Below are 15715 nucleotides of genomic sequence, written 5' to 3'. Positions count from 1 at the left end.
TTTAGGTAACACCAATCAACGAATTAAATTAAAAACACTATATTTTCAATACGTTATAGTGTTGCTTACTTGAGGCAATGAAAGCAAGGAGCTTATATAGCTGGCTATCATTAAAATCCAAAAAAGTATTGTTAATAGGAGCCACCCCGCAATTTCTATTACTATAAGGGGCTCATTAAACATTAGAAATGATCATAAAGAGTGAAATTAACACAAAATATGCCTTAAACAGCAAAAAGCTCAGGCAATGCTGAGCTTTTCTTTAAAATACTTTAAGTAAGGTTTGAGTAAGTAAATTAATGAATATGCTTGCTCACAAATTTATCAATAGCTGTTAAGACTTTTAGTCTAGTTTCTTTAGTCTTAAAGTGATGGCCTACTCCGACAAGTTCTAATCGTTCTACTTTCTTACCTGCATCTTTTAACGCATCATACATGTTTTCTGATTGTTCAGGGTCAACGACATCATCTCTCGTTCCATAAATAATGAATGTCGGCGCTTGAACTTTGTCGGCATGTTTTGCAGGGGAGATACTTGCTAAAAATTCATGAGTAATTTTATTTTTGGCTGTAACTTCTTTCCAATAAGCTAATGCAGCGCTATCTTCTCCATGACTTTGCTTTTCTTCATCAAGCATGTCATTGATATCACCCACGCCATTAATCGCTACTACGCATTTATACAACTGAGGAGTAAAGGTTGCACCGGCTAATGCGGCATAACCACCGTAACTACTACCAACAATACAGACTTTATTGGGATCTACTTCTCCCATATCTACAAGTTTGTTTACTGCATCTGTTAAATCATCTTGCATCTTTTTACCCCATTCGCCACGACCTTTTAACGTATGCTTAGCACCAAAGCCAGACGATCCCCTAAATTGCGGTTGAATAACTAAATGCCCTCGGTTTGCGAAATACTGCGCCATCCAGTGAAAGGTTTTTCTATCATATGACTCTGGTCCACCATGTGGCATTAAAATCGCTGACATTTTCTCTTTACTATTCACAGCAGAATTGGGAATAGTTAATAAGGTTGGAATTGTTAAGCCATCTCGAGCTTTAAACTTGAATTCAACAACGTTATTAACATCTTCCCACGAAACTTCCGCTCGTTGCTTAGCCACTAAAGACAATTGACCTTTTTCATAAGAAATATAATCTCCCGCCAAACCATCACCTTCAATATATGTAATTATCTTTTCCCAGTTAGGGGTAAAATCAACTAATGTAATGCTACTTGAAGGAAACTCTGCTTTTAACTTTTCCAGTTCGAGGTTTTTACTCTCATCAAAAAAAGCATAGCTAGGAGTGAATCCTGCATATTTTACACCGTAGACAACGCGATTAATGGTCGATAATACTTGTTCAATATCAGCATCATCTCGTTCAAATAAAGGCTCTGAAATTGAGCCATCAGATAACGACAATAGATAATAGGCGTCTCTTCCTTTCTCATTATCTTTTACCATCACCAAAGATTTTCCATCAGCAGTTACACCAGAAAAAGATCTGACAATATAAGGAGTTTTTTCACTAAAAATTGTTTCCCAACCTTTATCGGTATAGGCGTCAATTTCATGCAAATCCGTTTCATGATCATAACGTTCACGCGCTAAAACATTACTGTTTTCACCAATAAAATAATCAATAGTATCGCCAGTTCCTTGTACAAATATTTTAGGTTTTCGTTCAGGATCTTTTAAATCTACTTTCATCAAACTTAACTTTGCCATACCAACTGAGCTTCCTTTATATCTTGCATAAGCCGGCATGAATGCCCATCGTTGATCTTTTGACAATCCAATTATTCTACCAAATTCGGTTTGGCCTGAACTAATTCCATTGCCCGGCTGTAGTAAAGGCTTTAGTTCTTTGTTATTCAAATCAAAAATAAAACCATAATCAATATCATAAAACCCTATATAACCTCGAATTTTCTTTCTTTTAGTTAAGATTAAAATAACTTGGTCTTCATTAATAAAATAAGCATTCACTGGCTTCACTTCTGATACGTCAAAACCGTGTAATATTTTATTTTTTTTAGTATCTAGAATGAGGTAGTAGTCTTTGCCATCTTCAGTCAAACGATAAGATATTCGATCTCCACTAGGAGACACTCTTACCAAACTTTTATTGGGAAGTTCGCTATAAACCTCCAAAGGCAGCAAGCTGTCGTTGGTTTTTGCTGCAATTTTAGCGGTATTAGCAAAGGCGAAAGTAAAAATAAATAAAGTGATTTTAAAAAGAAAGGTCATATCTATTCCATAGACTTAAAGTAAATGTCTAGACGAGAAAGTGACAAAATGATCGAGCCACTTATTTAACGTCCTTGTTATTGTGCGAATAAACTTAACAATTTTATTGTGTTAATGAAAGGTAAAACACAGAGATTAATCACAAGAAATGAAAAATTAAGTGAGAAACTGCTGTTTTTTCAGTTTATCGCTTGGTTAATTTGAAAAGTGGGCAACTGCAATTAACGTAATTTTTGTTTTTAAGATACAAAAAAAGGAACATTACGTTCCTTTTTATATTTCTTTAATTATACTGAAAAATCAGTTAGTTAAATTATCTTTTTCTACTCAACATGTACTTAGCTGCTGCTAAACGTGTTTCTTCATCTAAATAGTTTTGCGGAGGCATTTCAGGATAATCTTCACGCTTTTTCGTTGGGCTAGCAATATAGTCAGCTATACCTTGTGGGTTATCCATATATAACGCTTGAATAATTTGAACTGGAGGACCAATCATTCTGCCAGTATATGTATGACATCCAGCACAAATACCGTTGTATACCACTTTACCGCGCTCAGATGGGTCAATCACACGTGGTGCAACAGGCTCTTCAAGCAAGTAACTCACGATAGTGTCTGTATTAGTAAAATCACATTCTGCCCATTTATTTACACCAACAGAAACATAACGATGACGATTAATAATACAGCTGTCTTGGGTAGCTCCCACTTGAAGAATATCTGGATAACCTTGTTTGAATTCAGTCAACATCAATGCTTTCGCTTCATCAATGGTGTCATAACCATTATTCAACATTAAATTATCTAAAATCATGACACGATCAGGCGCAGGATCCGACTCTGGATCTATCGTGACATTTGGCGCATTGTTATGATCAGTAATTAATATTCCCGCCGTTTTATTGTTGGTTATTATATTTCCCTCAACAACAACATCATCAGCCGCCATAATTAAAATACCTGTGCCGGCAGGAATACCGCCAACCGTTGAACCTGGCGCACCAAAGTTTTTCGTATTGTTATCAGTAATAAAGTTATTACGAATAATCACATCGTAAGTGGTTTTAATCGGTAAGCCTGGGGTGATAAATGCTAAAATTCCGCCCGTATTATTATGGACATAATTATCTTCAACAATGGCATGACGTGAGTTTTCAATTTCAATTCCGGCAACGCTATCAAAAACATCATTGTAGGCAACATGAATGTTATCACTCATACCCACATAAATAGCGGCATCTTCAATACCTGAAATAATGTTGTATTCAACGACGCCATTTTTACCAAGCTGAGGGAAAATACCGTAAACTCCCGTATCAACAATGATGTTATTACGAATTTCAAAGTTATTGCCCGCCTGCCCCATAATGGCATTGCCTTTATAGTTAGTGATCACTAAATTTTCGACAATAAAATTATTACCAGAATATAAAATGGCATCATTAAGCTTTTTCTCACCATCTAACGTCGCGCGTTTACCTTTTTGAATGACACCAATAATGCTGATGTTATCTTTATCAATATAAACCGTTTCATGATAAGTACCCGGCATAACTTGAATAGTGTCACCCGGCTTAGCTTTTTGTACTGCATCCATGATAGATTCGCCATCATTGACGACATGAGTTTCGCCAGCAATACTTCTATCAGCAACTTCACTCTTATATTTTACACGCGTTGAACTTGTGCCAGCAGTTGCATCACTATCAGCGGCCTTATCGTAGCCACCACCATAACTAGCACCACCAGAACTTTTAGTAATGACTGGCACGGGGTTTTGATTGCCGCCAAAATACATGCCTCCGACAAATGCACCTATAACTAATACTGCACCTAATATTTTTCCTGAACTCATATTATTCCCCACTTTGCCTGTCTATATTATTTTTATGTTTATTTTGTTGAATCTGTTGATTTGACGTTATTAAACGCTGTTTTTGTTGCTGAAAATTCGCATCAATTACGGGTAAACCCGAAGGTACTTTATTCGGGGTTTGCGGAGTTAAACTTTCATCCGTTAACGTCCCTAGAAACTCTACAATTAAATCTAGTTCATCATCGGTTAAATTGGGCTCTGAAATGTGCCAATGTAAAAGCATTTCCTCACCTTCTGGTACTGAATTACCGCGACCATCATTATAAAATTTAACCGCATCTCTTAAATTATCGTAACGCCCTGAATGCATATAGGGGGCTGATTTAGTAATATTTCTTAAAGTAGGTACTTTAAAAGCGCCTCGTAATTTAGGTGCGTTATAGGTTTTTTCTGCACCTATGTCTAAAGCTCTGCCTTCTGGCTCTGGTGCACCAATCACAGCAATTTCATTATTCGTAAAAAGCGGAGGTTGGTGGCATTCTGCGCAACGAGCAACAAAAGATCGGAAAACATTTAAGCCAGCAATTTCATTTTTTGTTAACGCTTGATGATAGCCATGCGCATATTGATCGTATCGACTATTTAACGAAATTAACGAGGTTTGAAACGCGGTTAATGCTGTATAAATCTGAGCGAGTTCAATGGTATTTTCTTGTGGGAACGCCTGGGCAAACATTGCCAGATAATCTTGATTATTACGTAATGTTGAAAGAAGTTGCTCAGGAGTGTTAGCCATTTCGAGTGGGTCAAATAACGGCCCCATGGCTTGCTCTTCAAGCGAATTTGCGCGAACATCCCAAAAGAATTTATCAACAAAAGCGACGTTCCATAACGTTGGTGCTGAACGTGCAACTTTTTCCCCTGTTATTCCTATACTTCTGTCAAGGTCATCACTAAAGCCTTTATCCGGCTGATGACAACTAGCACAAGAAATGGAACCATCTTTTGACAGTGCAGGATCAAAAAATAAAAATCGTCCTAAATCGATTTGCGCGGGGGTAAAACCATCACGATGCGCAGGTAAATTGGTACGAGTGCCGCCTAAGCCTTTATTTTGTACCGAGCTATAAAACTGATAACGCGTTAATAAGCGACAAACCCCTTGCTCCGTTAATTCAAAGCTTGGAGGGCAATTTTCTGCTAAGACAAAATCGCCACGCTGCGCCGATAAATCAGGCGAAACAATAAAACAAAATATTATGAGTAGATAAATAGAAAATTTATTCATAATAACGTCTATTTATTTTTGCTGAGCAATAAAATGTAATATGTCTTCTAACTCTTTGCCCGAAGTTGTTTTTGCCATCATCGCCATTTGACGACCAAGCTTATCTTCCGCATGAGTTCCTCTTATCCCACTGACAAAGTTTTGCATTTGTCGGCGAAGATAATCAATATTTTGCCCTGCAAGTTTAGGGGCTTTAAAGGCGGGATTACCTTCCGCTTTACCGCTATGACAAGCACCACATTTTGCTTGATAATATCGGCTACCATTTTTTAAATCTCCAGAAATTTCTTGAGATTGATTTGCTACCGGTAACGATTCAATATATTTTGATAATACGGGAACATCCTTGTTCTTATCTAGTGACTGGCTAATGGCCAACATTTGTTTACCTAAGGCATCTTTTTCATGAGAGCCTCGCACACCTGAGCTAAAATTATTTAATTGTCGGGTAATATATTCGGCAGATAGCCCCGCCAAAGCTGGCGACTTTAAGAGTGCATTACCTTGCCCTTTATCACCATGACAAGTTGCGCATTGTGTGTACATTTGCTCAGCGTCGTTAGCATTAACAACCGAAGAAAAAACAAACAACAAACCGGCCGCAATTATTCCGATTAAATGATAATAAAAAGTAACATTAATTTTGAGCATAGATACACTTCATCAAGCCGTAGATAGTTTCACTATAGTGTGACCTAATTAAATTTGCTGACGAATTATAAAAAAAAGCTGACGAATTATAAAAATTAACTAATTCATTTAATGAAAATTGATTTTTTCAATTAAATTTCAATAGATTAAAAAGTATAAATTTAGGTATTATTCAGTTAAATTTTTCTTTCTATATTCTGTAGGTGTCATGCCATGAGTATTTTTAAACGCTTTATTAAAAGAACTTAAGCTTCTAAAGCCACTTTCTAACGCCAGAGTTAACACGGGTAAATGGCTAAAAGAAGGCGAAGTCAAACTTTCTGTCACTTCTTTAATGCGATAAAAATTTAAAAAATCATTAAAATTTCGATAATTTAATTCACCATTAATTAAATTTCTAAGCTTATACTCATGAATAGCTAAATGTTTAGCTAAACCAGAAATCGTCATACCATCTTGTTGATATAGTTTATCTTTTTCCATTGACGCTATGATTTTCTTCAACTCTAAAGAACCTTTTGAATCAGGCGACACAGATTTGGGAGCATTAGAATTTTGACCAACAGATTCAAATAAACTGGATTCGCGTAATTGGAATAAAAAGAAGTTTACGCCGGTGACTAAAATGGCAAGTAAAAGGCTTGAAATAATCTCTAATGGCGGCCAGTCAATTTTCAGTAGCTGTTCAAGCAGCATCACTAAAATAATATATAGTGAAGCTACGGCGATAACACTGCCCCTGATATAGCGCCTTTCTTGTACTAAATCGCCACGCCAATGTTTAATAGAGATAATTAACGCGTGAGATATCAAAACTAACTCTAATAATAAAGCGCCATAAGTAGTTAAACCATACAAACCTTCATGTTCTTTGAGCGAGATTGAAAACGTCATCTGTATTAATGTGACACACAATGGCACAAGTAACGTTAAAGATGCCACAATATATTGCCAACGTTTCAGCACGATATGATCACCAAAAACGCTTAAACTCACTAACCAAAATACGCCAGGTAATGCATTACCGCCAATACGCCCAAGCCACCATAAAATGGAGCCTGTTTCTATTGGAGAAAATAATGCACTCAATAGATAACCTGAGCCACAGAGCATTAATAAGATATAAAGCGGGATTGAAGAATTTTGCTTTCTAAGCGGAAATAATAACAAAGCGCACATTAACATTTGTGCAAAAGCGATATGAGAAAAAAATTCAGCCATGAAAAATATACTGTGGTCGGAGGTCAAAAAATTTGATCCATAATAAACACAATAACTAAAAATTCATAGTAGGTTACTTACGCTATTTTACGTATAAAAAAACCAATATCCTAGAATATTGGTTTTTTAGCACAAGAACTTAAATTAAGTATTAGAATGCATATTTAATATCAACGCCTGCCTCTAAACCTTTATTTACACTAGTATATCCAGTTCCTAAGATATCTTTTGTACGACCGCCTGGGAATCCAGTATATCGATTATCTAAAAGATTTTTTCCCCACAAACCAATTTCAATGGTTTCATCATCATTAAGCCAAGAAATACGCGCATTAAGTAATTTAGTATCATCAAAATAATGAGGAATTTCATTCACCCATTCATCATTACCAATTTCCAATCCACGGGCATTTTCTCTAAACACATAATCGACATGAACAACGGCATAACCTGTGCTAACTTCTGGTTCCCAATCTAACATTACTGTATATGAAGTGTTAGAGTCATTTGCTGAGGTGCCCTCTTCAATTAAAGTACCCGAGTCGTTGTAAAACGCTTCTGTACTTGAATCAATCTGGCGTACTTCAGTAACAAAACCTGTAGATAATGTGTCTGTCATTTGCCAGCTCATAGAAAGTTCAAAACCGTCAATGGTCATGTCTTGGTTAACTATGGTCGGCAACGCTTGACTTTGACCTGGAGGTTTTGAGTTCATGCTCACTTGACGATCATCTAAGACATTATGAAACATTGAAAAGGTTGTAATAATATCTCGAAACATTATTCCTTTATAACCTAACTCATAGTTCACAGACTCTTCAGGTTCAAAAGCTACATCAACCACATCTCCCGTATTTGGATCGATAATTATCGAACCATCGGTTTCACTGTGAGGAGAATTAAGCGAGTCAAAACCACCCGCTTTATAGCCGGTTGCAACAGAGGCAAATACCATATGATCATCATTAATAATATAGCCAGCACCTAAACGCCCTGTAGTTTTACTCCATGATTTTGATTGCCATAATTGCTCACGTGCAGGGAATAAAATATTGCCGACACCAGGGCGAGTTTGCGCGAATTGTGTTTCAGAGACTTGCCACGAGAAGTCTTTTTCGTCTTCTGAATAACGCAACCCAAAGAAAACATTCCATTTATCAGATAATTGGAAATCAAAATCTGAGTAAATGCCATAACTGACAAATTCACCATTATTGATAAAGTTTTCTGACCACATTTGACCAGCATAACTTGGGCCAAATATTTCTGCTATACCCATTTGTTGAGCAACAATATCATATGTTGCATCACCGGTAAGCGCCACTATATCAGCCGTTAAAGGAGTTCCTGGCGGTACTACCCCGATATACGCAAGGTAATCCATAATATCACCTGCAGCTCCCATCACATTTAATGTCGCTGCCCATTGCTCTGGATCCCACATATGCTCTAAAGGTAAACCATATTGACTGAGTAAAAAGTCAACGGTTTCTTGTGGGACATCATCGGGGTTAACCCCTATAGCACCAGCAAATTGTTGTCTAACACCGGCCGATAATTGATCATTTAACTGTCCTGAAACTAAACGTGCTGCTGTATCCGTAGTAGTATTAATAAACGTTGTTTGATGCACATCTTCTTTTGAATAGGTAATACCACCTACGTAGTTAAAGTTATGGCTATTATAATTAACTTGTAATTCGTTATAAAAGATATTGGAATCTTCATGATTGTCAGTATCTAAATAACGAGTAACTTCTGCCGTGCCATCTTCATCAATACGGTTACTGGTCTCCCATTCACGAAAACTGGTAATGAACATCATTGACCAATTATCGTTAAACTCATGATTTAACTTAAATGTTGTTGCTGTCATATCACGACTTTCACCACCGTTTACTACGTCGTTGGCAAAAGTACTAGCGAATGGGTTAGTCGGGTTTTCAGCGTAAGGACTTAAACCAATAGCAGCACCTGGTGCTTGATCTAACTTATCCCAGTCATATGACAACTGAACATTCGTTCGACTTGAAATATCCCACTTTACAGCAACCCTAGCCGCTTGATGACCTTTCTCACCGCCGTCACCTGACTTCTTGCTAGTCAACGTTGATTGTGAAACATTCTTAATATAACCATCTTGTTGATTAGATAATGCATTCATGCGCACATAAACGCTATCTGAGAGAGCAAAGTTAAACATCCCCTCAATACGCTGCATATTGTCAGTACCAAAAGTACCTTTTACAAAACCATAAGTATCATCTTCTGGTGCATTAGGGATCATATTAACAACCCCCATTGCCGCATTTTTACCAAAAAGTGTACCTTGAGGGCCTTTTAACACTTCCACACGTTGCATATCTGAGAACAATACGTTTTGTGCCGCTCTTGGCATATATACGCCATCAAAAAATGTTGCCGTAGAAGGATCGCCACCAACACTGATATTTGGACTAGAAACGCCACGCATAGTGACGCCTGCTTGAGTAACATCTCCACCACTAAAATCAAAGCCTGGAATAAATTTATCAATATCATCAAGCATTACAGAGCCTGATTGTTTAATGGTTTCCTCAGAAACACTGTCAACAGTCACAGGAACTTTCATGATGTTTTGCACACGTTTTTGTGCAGTAACCGTCATGATTTCTACTTCTTCTGGTATTTCTTCTGCCGCACTAACTAAAAGAGGGGCTATAAATAGTGATGAAATAATTGCTTGAGCAACTTTGCTTTTTTTGCGTTGGAAATGGGTACTTCTGTGATGATAGCCTTGCGACATTCTGCTCTCCCCGAACGTTAAAATTTTTGATTGTTTTTTATTCGTATATTTTTTTTAATTATTTGCTTTCATAAAACACTATATTGATGCATTCCAATTAAAGCTTACGTAAAGTTTAAAAATACTGACGAAATATTAAAAATGACTAAGTTATTCTTAAAAATAGCGCAAAAACATTAATTATCCAGATGATTTATCTTATATTTTTCTTTGATTGAGAAAAATAATTGTTTAGTGATTTTTCGAAAAAATTTACATGATTTTTAAAATTTTCATTATAAATTTTGTTATTAATGTCTGATTTTCGCCAGTAAATAAGTTAAATTGAATTTAGATTAATCACATTACTCCTTCAATAAGAACTTCCATGAAAGAACCACTTGATGTTCAGACTTGCGAAACCGCAAGACTCAGTAGAGATGCCAGATTTGATGGTAAGTTTTTTACCGGTGTGATCACCACAGGTATTTTTTGTCGACCAATTTGCCCTGCTCGGCCACCAAAACCAGAGAATGTACAATACTATTTAAGTGCTGAACAAGCTCAATATGCCGGTTTTATTCCTTGTAAACGATGTTTTCCTGAACAAGCTGCGGTGAAAAGTTTACCGATTAAACTAAAAAGAATTATTCAAAGTTTTGATTATAAATCTGATAATTTAACGACTATTTCAGCAAAGTTCGCTATTAGTACAAGGCAACTACAACGATTATTTCAACAATATTATGGCCTTTCACCGAGCGAATACTTCCAACAACAAAGATTATTATTAGCACGAAAATTAATTTCTACGACTCAATTGAGCTTTAGCGATATCTGTTTTGCAAGTGGCTTTAATAGCGTAAGGCGTTTTAATGAAGCAATAAAAAAAACATATCAGTGTTCGCCTAAGTTATTACGAAACAGTAAAAGCATGCTAAAAAGCAATGAATGCTTAACAATCAGCTTACCCTATAGGCCTCCATTTGATTGGCCATTAATGCTATCTTTTTTCCAAAATAGACAAATAACAGGCTTAGAGCAAGTAACAGATAATAGCTATCAACGTAGCATTTCAATTGATAATTGCACTGGATGGTTAGTAATTACTCACCACCCTAAAAAACCAGCATTAACGATGAAAATAATGTTATCTGACTACAGTTACTTAAATAATGTTATCAACCGTATCAGACGCATGTTTGATTTAGACGCCGATATGGATTTAATCCACCGACAACTTTCGCAACACCCAATACTTGAAAAAACCATAATACAATATCGAGGACTAAGGTTACCCGGCTGTTGGGATATTTTTGAGTTTTCCATTCGGGCGATTTTAGGGCAACAAATCTCAGTAAAAGGAGCAACGACCCTTGCGAAACGTATTACTGAAAAATATGGTCAACAATTACCTGAGTTACCAAAAGAAACCGCTTTAGTTTTCCCTGCTGTTGAAGCATTACTGGGCGTTGATTATGAAGGTGTAGGTTTAACAAACACACGCATAGCAACATTACAGCGTTGGGTTGAATTTTTTAAAGTGCATCAAGACAGTATTGAAAACTACTCATCACTAGAACAATTAGAAAAACAGTTATGCGAAATTAAAGGCATTGGCCCTTGGACGGTAAATTACCTTGCGATGCGAGGTTTAAGTGATCCAGACGCGTTTCCAAGTGCAGATCTTGGGATAATTAAAGCACTCACTGTCGATGAGCAAAAACCGACGAATAAAGAAATTTTACAACTCGCTGAAAACTGGCGACCTTGGCGAGCTTATGCCTGCATTTATTTGTGGCATTCACTCGCCCATTAAGATGATTCGATAAGGAAACTTATGTCTACTGATACGTATTACAGTATTTACGATTCGCCATATGGCGACATTGCATTAACGGCGAACAACAATGGTTTAACAGCACTGGCATTTCAATCAGGTGCCGCAGCGTTAGCAATACCAGAGAATTGTTCTAAAAATGAATCATTCTTTAGCCAAGTACATCAACAACTCACCGAATATTTTGCGGGTGAAAGAACCACTTTCGATCTTGCGCTAGCGCCACAAGGCACTCCTTTTCAACAAAAAGTTTGGCAGGCATTAACCACCATTAAACAAGGCGAAACTAAAAGCTATGCTTGGCTTGCTGACAAAATCAATAATAAAAAAGCGGTTAGAGCCGTAGGAACAGCAAATGGCGCTAACCCAATCGCACTAATAATCCCTTGTCATAGAGTAATAGGCAGTAATGGCAAACTTACCGGTTACGCAGGTGGCTTAGCATTAAAAGCAAAATTACTAATGCACGAAAAAGCGCAATTTAAAATTTAATATCCTTTATGGTTAAATTCTTTTAACATCAGCGAAAAATTTAATTAAGGGGTTATTTTGGAAATTCTGGTGATTTTAGCTGTTGGGTTATTGCTCTGGATGGTATGGCAATTATATCGCGCAAAACAATTTACCCAATTTAAACAATTAATAGAGTCAGAGTTAAAACCTCAAATCGTTGAATACCTAACAAACGAATTAGTTGAAAATAGAAGCGAAGTGTTTCCGAATACTGATTGCCATATTCAGGCAAGTATTGATTATTGGTGCCGTTATAAAGTCAGAATTTTACAATTTGCTCTAGCAAAAGAAATTATCACGCAACAATGGTTAGTCGAAACGGGAAATACGCGTAACAGCCAGCATTTATTCTATGTTGAACGACAATTCATGCATTAAAAAAGGTGAGCATCATCAATGAAGCTCACCTTTTAAAATCGCTATTATTTCCCATTTTAAGCATGTATTAATGCTAAACGTTTACCTAGAAAATTAATCAACTCGCTGAAATTGTAGATCCCAAACGCCATGCCCCAAGCGCTGGCCTCGATTTTCAAATTTAGTTAAAGGTCGAGAGTCAGGACGAGGCACAAAGTCATTGTTTTCAGATAAATTTTTATAACCTGCAGAAGCTTGCATATCTTCAAGCATACATTCTGCGTAATTTTCCCAGTCTGTTGCCATATGAAATACACCGCCAATTTTTAGTTTTTGGCGAATAGTTTCAACAAATTCAGGAGAAACAATACGGCGTTTGTGGTGTTTCTTTTTGTGCCAAGGATCAGGGAAAAATAATTGTACGGTAGTGATCGAAGCGTCTGGAATACAATCTGCTAATATTTCAATAGCATCATGTTCATATACTCTCAGGTTTTTAATACCTTCTTCCTGAGCTAAAGCAATACAAGCACCAACACCTGGCTTATGTACTTCAATCCCGATAAAGTTTAACTCTGGCGCATTTTTTGCCATTTCTACTAAAGATTTTCCCATACCAAAACCAATTTCAAGTACTACAGGATTGTCATTGTTAAATACAGCACTTGGATCAATTACATTTTTATGATGATCTAATCCCATGGTCTGCCAATGCAGCTCTAACGCACGCGCTTGCGCATTAGTTAAACGCCCTTCACGTTTAACAAAACTACGTACTTTTCGAATATATTTGCCTTCTTGTTCGGCTTGTTCGACAGTTTTATGGGTTCTTTCGGTCATAATCATTTTCTACTGGAAATTAAGGGCACATATTATCTAACGTTAACAGCTTAAACTCAATTAGCACCACGAATTTTATTTAAGTAATTAGGCAATTTATTCAGCATAGGCAATACTGTAGATAAATATAATTAATATTTATCTATATTTACCACGACTTAGCATACTAAAAAATAATAACCTAGCTTCTGGAAGCCTATTTTTATGAATATGAGTAATTGGTTAACTAACCGTTCAATTCGGCAAACGCTGATAGCTGTAATTACCACCTCGTTGATCACCTTATCTATCTTTAGTTTAGCGCTAAATAACTTTATTTTTAGCAATGTCTTTCAAAATAATATCGAACAAGATTTACTGCCAAACCAATTGGCAAAAGTTGAATCTCGGATCAGAGAACAACTTAGCACTCCAATAGAACTCTCTAAAGGGATAGCACAAAACAAATTCCTTTTAGATTGGGTACTAGCTGGTGAATCTGACAGTGGTCAGAATCAACTTATTGATTATTTAGAAAATTTACGGAAAGAAAACGGTGCCTTTACCGTTTACTGGGTTTCAAATATCACTAACAATTATTACACTCAAACAGGCATATCTCGGCAAGTATCTCCTCAAGGCGATGCTTGGTTTTATCAATTTTTAAAAAGCGATAAACCTTATGAAATATCCTTCGATATCGAAAAAGGCACCACTAAACTAACCGCATTTGTTAATTATCGTATTCGTTATCAAGGTAGAGATCTTGGTATCGCTGGTTTTGGATATCCAGTTGATGAAATAAGTAAAAGCATTCTAAGTAACAAGGTTGGTGAAAAAGGCTATGTTTTTGTCACAGATAACCAAGGAAATATTCTTATTCATCCACAACTTTCATCATTAAATAGTCAAACATTATCTCAACTAAATGGCTTCTCTAATTCCTCAAGCAAATTACTCAGTTCAAATGCAGGCTATGTATATGACGATGTAAATTATAACGATGAAGATTTTTATGTCGCAAGTGTTGGTTTACCTGAGTTGAACTGGAAAATCATTGCCATGCTGCCAAAGGCAGAACCCTTATCAAAAATTCATTCTGCATTAACACAAACGGCTTTACTCAATGCCGTAATAGTAGCGGTATTTATATTTTTAATGGTAATTCTTGCTAATCGTATTACCAAACCTATTTTAAATATTGGCGAACGCTTACTTGCCATGGCAGGCAAAGGTGGTGATTTAACTCATACTTTAAATGAAAAAGGTAACGACGAATTAGCCTTATTAGCAAAAGGTTTTAACGCGATTATCGGCAAAGTAAAAGAAATCATGGTGGAGATAAAGCAGAATGAAAAAGTAATGTCTGCATCATTTGATCAACTCAGCGCAATGGCAGCTAAAGTAAATTCTTTAGTGGCTGACCAACAAATAGAATCAGACTCTGTAGCTACGGCAACCAATGAAATGAGCCATAGTATTCAAGAAGTTAGTGAGCTTGCCACGAGTACTGCTACGAAAACAGAAAAATCAGAAGAACAAATTAACACATCGAATCAACGAGTTGATGATTCAAGTAATGTGATGCAACAACTCCAAGAAAGTAACCGCATTACCCAAGAAAAAATTGTTAGCTTGGCCGAGCAAACACAAATGATCAGTTCGGTTTTAGATACCATTAGTAGTATTTCAGAACAAACAAATTTACTGGCACTTAATGCAGCAATTGAAGCCGCAAGAGCCGGTGAACAAGGTAGAGGCTTTGCAGTTGTCGCCGATGAAGTGAGAACATTAGCCGGAAGAACACAAAGCTCGACTCAAGAAATTAATGATGTGATCAAGCGCCTACAATCACAAGCTAAAGAAACGGTTACAGCCATGGAAGAAAATACAAAATTAGCCAGTGAAGGCTTACATAAAACAAATGAAGCTAAAGACGTGTTAAGTGAAGTGGTTGGTGAAATCAATGAAATTACGACAATGAACGTTCAAGTAGCCACAGCAACGCAAGAGCAATCTAGTGTTATTAATGAATTAAATCAAAATGTCACTAAAATTGCTGATATGGCAGTTGAAATATCAACTTTATCAGATAATACTGCTGCGATTATGAATGAACTTAATCAACAAAAACAGCAATTAGAAAACCTTGTCTCACAGTTTAAAACTGAATAGGAAGGACAAA

At 36.5% G+C, this 15715-nt stretch carries 11 protein-coding genes; 4 read left to right on the top strand and 7 right to left on the bottom strand.

What is annotated here, in order from left to right; genetic code table 11:
- Nucleotides 1–296: 296 nt before the first annotated feature.
- The 6 genes from Q4493_RS12745 to Q4493_RS12720 all read right to left on the bottom strand — a co-directional run bounded on the left by Q4493_RS12745 (nucleotide 297) and on the right by Q4493_RS12720 (nucleotide 10022).
- Nucleotides 297–2261, bottom strand: coding sequence for a S9 family peptidase (locus Q4493_RS12745; protein ID WP_303453230.1), 1965 nt, complete (start codon nucleotides 2259–2261; stop codon nucleotides 297–299).
- 313 nt (nucleotides 2262–2574) lie between these two features.
- The gene (locus Q4493_RS12740; protein WP_303453227.1) at nucleotides 2575–4116 is read right to left on the bottom strand and encodes a parallel beta-helix domain-containing protein; all 1542 of its coding nucleotides are present in this window, start codon (nucleotides 4114–4116) and stop codon (nucleotides 2575–2577) included.
- A gap of 1 nt (nucleotide 4117) precedes the next feature.
- Nucleotides 4118–5365: a cytochrome-c peroxidase gene (locus Q4493_RS12735; protein WP_303453224.1), complete on the bottom strand. Its 1248-nt coding sequence runs from the start codon at nucleotides 5363–5365 to the stop codon at nucleotides 4118–4120.
- Nucleotides 5366–5377: 12 nt separating this feature from the next.
- Nucleotides 5378–6016 carry a c-type cytochrome gene (locus Q4493_RS12730; protein ID WP_303453220.1) on the bottom strand — a complete coding sequence of 213 codons (639 nt, stop codon included), beginning with the start codon at nucleotides 6014–6016 and terminating at the stop codon, nucleotides 5378–5380.
- Between the two features lie 168 nt (nucleotides 6017–6184).
- Complete coding sequence (locus Q4493_RS12725) at nucleotides 6185–7237, bottom strand: helix-turn-helix domain-containing protein (protein ID WP_303453218.1); 1053 nt, start codon at nucleotides 7235–7237, stop codon at nucleotides 6185–6187.
- A 151-nt stretch (nucleotides 7238–7388) separates the two neighbouring features.
- The gene (locus Q4493_RS12720) at nucleotides 7389–10022 is read right to left on the bottom strand and encodes a TonB-dependent receptor (RefSeq protein ID WP_303453215.1); all 2634 of its coding nucleotides are present in this window, start codon (nucleotides 10020–10022) and stop codon (nucleotides 7389–7391) included.
- A gap of 367 nt (nucleotides 10023–10389) precedes the next feature.
- Between Q4493_RS12720 and Q4493_RS12715 the strand changes: the two genes are divergently transcribed.
- Genes Q4493_RS12715 through Q4493_RS12705 form a run of 3 tightly spaced genes read left to right on the top strand, consistent with a single transcriptional unit; the run spans nucleotide 10390 to nucleotide 12732 of the window.
- The gene (locus Q4493_RS12715) at nucleotides 10390–11820 is read left to right on the top strand and encodes a DNA-3-methyladenine glycosylase 2 family protein (RefSeq protein ID WP_303453210.1); all 1431 of its coding nucleotides are present in this window, start codon (nucleotides 10390–10392) and stop codon (nucleotides 11818–11820) included.
- 21 nt (nucleotides 11821–11841) lie between these two features.
- Entirely contained in the window at nucleotides 11842–12333 is a 492-nt protein-coding gene (locus tag Q4493_RS12710; RefSeq protein WP_303453208.1) for a methylated-DNA--[protein]-cysteine S-methyltransferase, read from the top strand.
- A gap of 57 nt (nucleotides 12334–12390) precedes the next feature.
- Entirely contained in the window at nucleotides 12391–12732 is a 342-nt protein-coding gene (locus tag Q4493_RS12705; protein ID WP_303453206.1) for a hypothetical protein, read from the top strand.
- Nucleotides 12733–12825: 93 nt separating this feature from the next.
- On the opposite strand, the gene trmB is transcribed toward Q4493_RS12705, so the two are convergent.
- Nucleotides 12826–13551, bottom strand: coding sequence for a tRNA (guanosine(46)-N7)-methyltransferase TrmB (trmB, locus tag Q4493_RS12700; RefSeq protein WP_303453204.1), 726 nt, complete (start codon nucleotides 13549–13551; stop codon nucleotides 12826–12828).
- A 204-nt stretch (nucleotides 13552–13755) separates the two neighbouring features.
- Between trmB and Q4493_RS12695 the strand changes: the two genes are divergently transcribed.
- Nucleotides 13756–15705 (top strand): methyl-accepting chemotaxis protein, encoded by a 1950-nt coding sequence (locus tag Q4493_RS12695; protein ID WP_303453202.1) that lies wholly within the window; start codon nucleotides 13756–13758, stop codon nucleotides 15703–15705.
- Nucleotides 15706–15715 lie beyond the last annotated feature (10 nt).

The sequence above is a fragment of the Colwellia sp. 1_MG-2023 genome, assembly GCF_030546755.1.
Lineage (GTDB): Bacteria > Pseudomonadota > Gammaproteobacteria > Enterobacterales > Alteromonadaceae > Thalassotalea_H.
This window is presented reverse-complemented; position numbering and strand designations above follow the sequence as displayed.

Excerpts from the sequence above, each read along its gene's own strand:
- Q4493_RS12745 (WP_303453230.1), bottom strand. The coding sequence starts at position 2,261 with ATGACCTTTCTTTTTAAAATCACTTTATTTATTTTTACTTTCGCCTTT.
- Q4493_RS12740 (WP_303453227.1), bottom strand. The coding sequence starts at position 4,116 with ATGAGTTCAGGAAAAATATTAGGTGCAGTATTAGTTATAGGTGCATTT.
- Q4493_RS12735 (WP_303453224.1), bottom strand. The coding sequence starts at position 5,365 with ATGAATAAATTTTCTATTTATCTACTCATAATATTTTGTTTTATTGTT.
- Q4493_RS12730 (WP_303453220.1), bottom strand. The coding sequence starts at position 6,016 with ATGCTCAAAATTAATGTTACTTTTTATTATCATTTAATCGGAATAATT.
- Q4493_RS12725 (WP_303453218.1), bottom strand. The coding sequence starts at position 7,237 with ATGGCTGAATTTTTTTCTCATATCGCTTTTGCACAAATGTTAATGTGC.
- Q4493_RS12720 (WP_303453215.1), bottom strand. The coding sequence starts at position 10,022 with ATGTCGCAAGGCTATCATCACAGAAGTACCCATTTCCAACGCAAAAAA.
- Q4493_RS12715 (WP_303453210.1), top strand. The coding sequence starts at position 10,390 with ATGAAAGAACCACTTGATGTTCAGACTTGCGAAACCGCAAGACTCAGT.
- Q4493_RS12710 (WP_303453208.1), top strand. The coding sequence starts at position 11,842 with ATGTCTACTGATACGTATTACAGTATTTACGATTCGCCATATGGCGAC.
- trmB (WP_303453204.1), bottom strand. The coding sequence starts at position 13,551 with ATGACCGAAAGAACCCATAAAACTGTCGAACAAGCCGAACAAGAAGGC.
- Q4493_RS12695 (WP_303453202.1), top strand. The coding sequence starts at position 13,756 with ATGAATATGAGTAATTGGTTAACTAACCGTTCAATTCGGCAAACGCTG.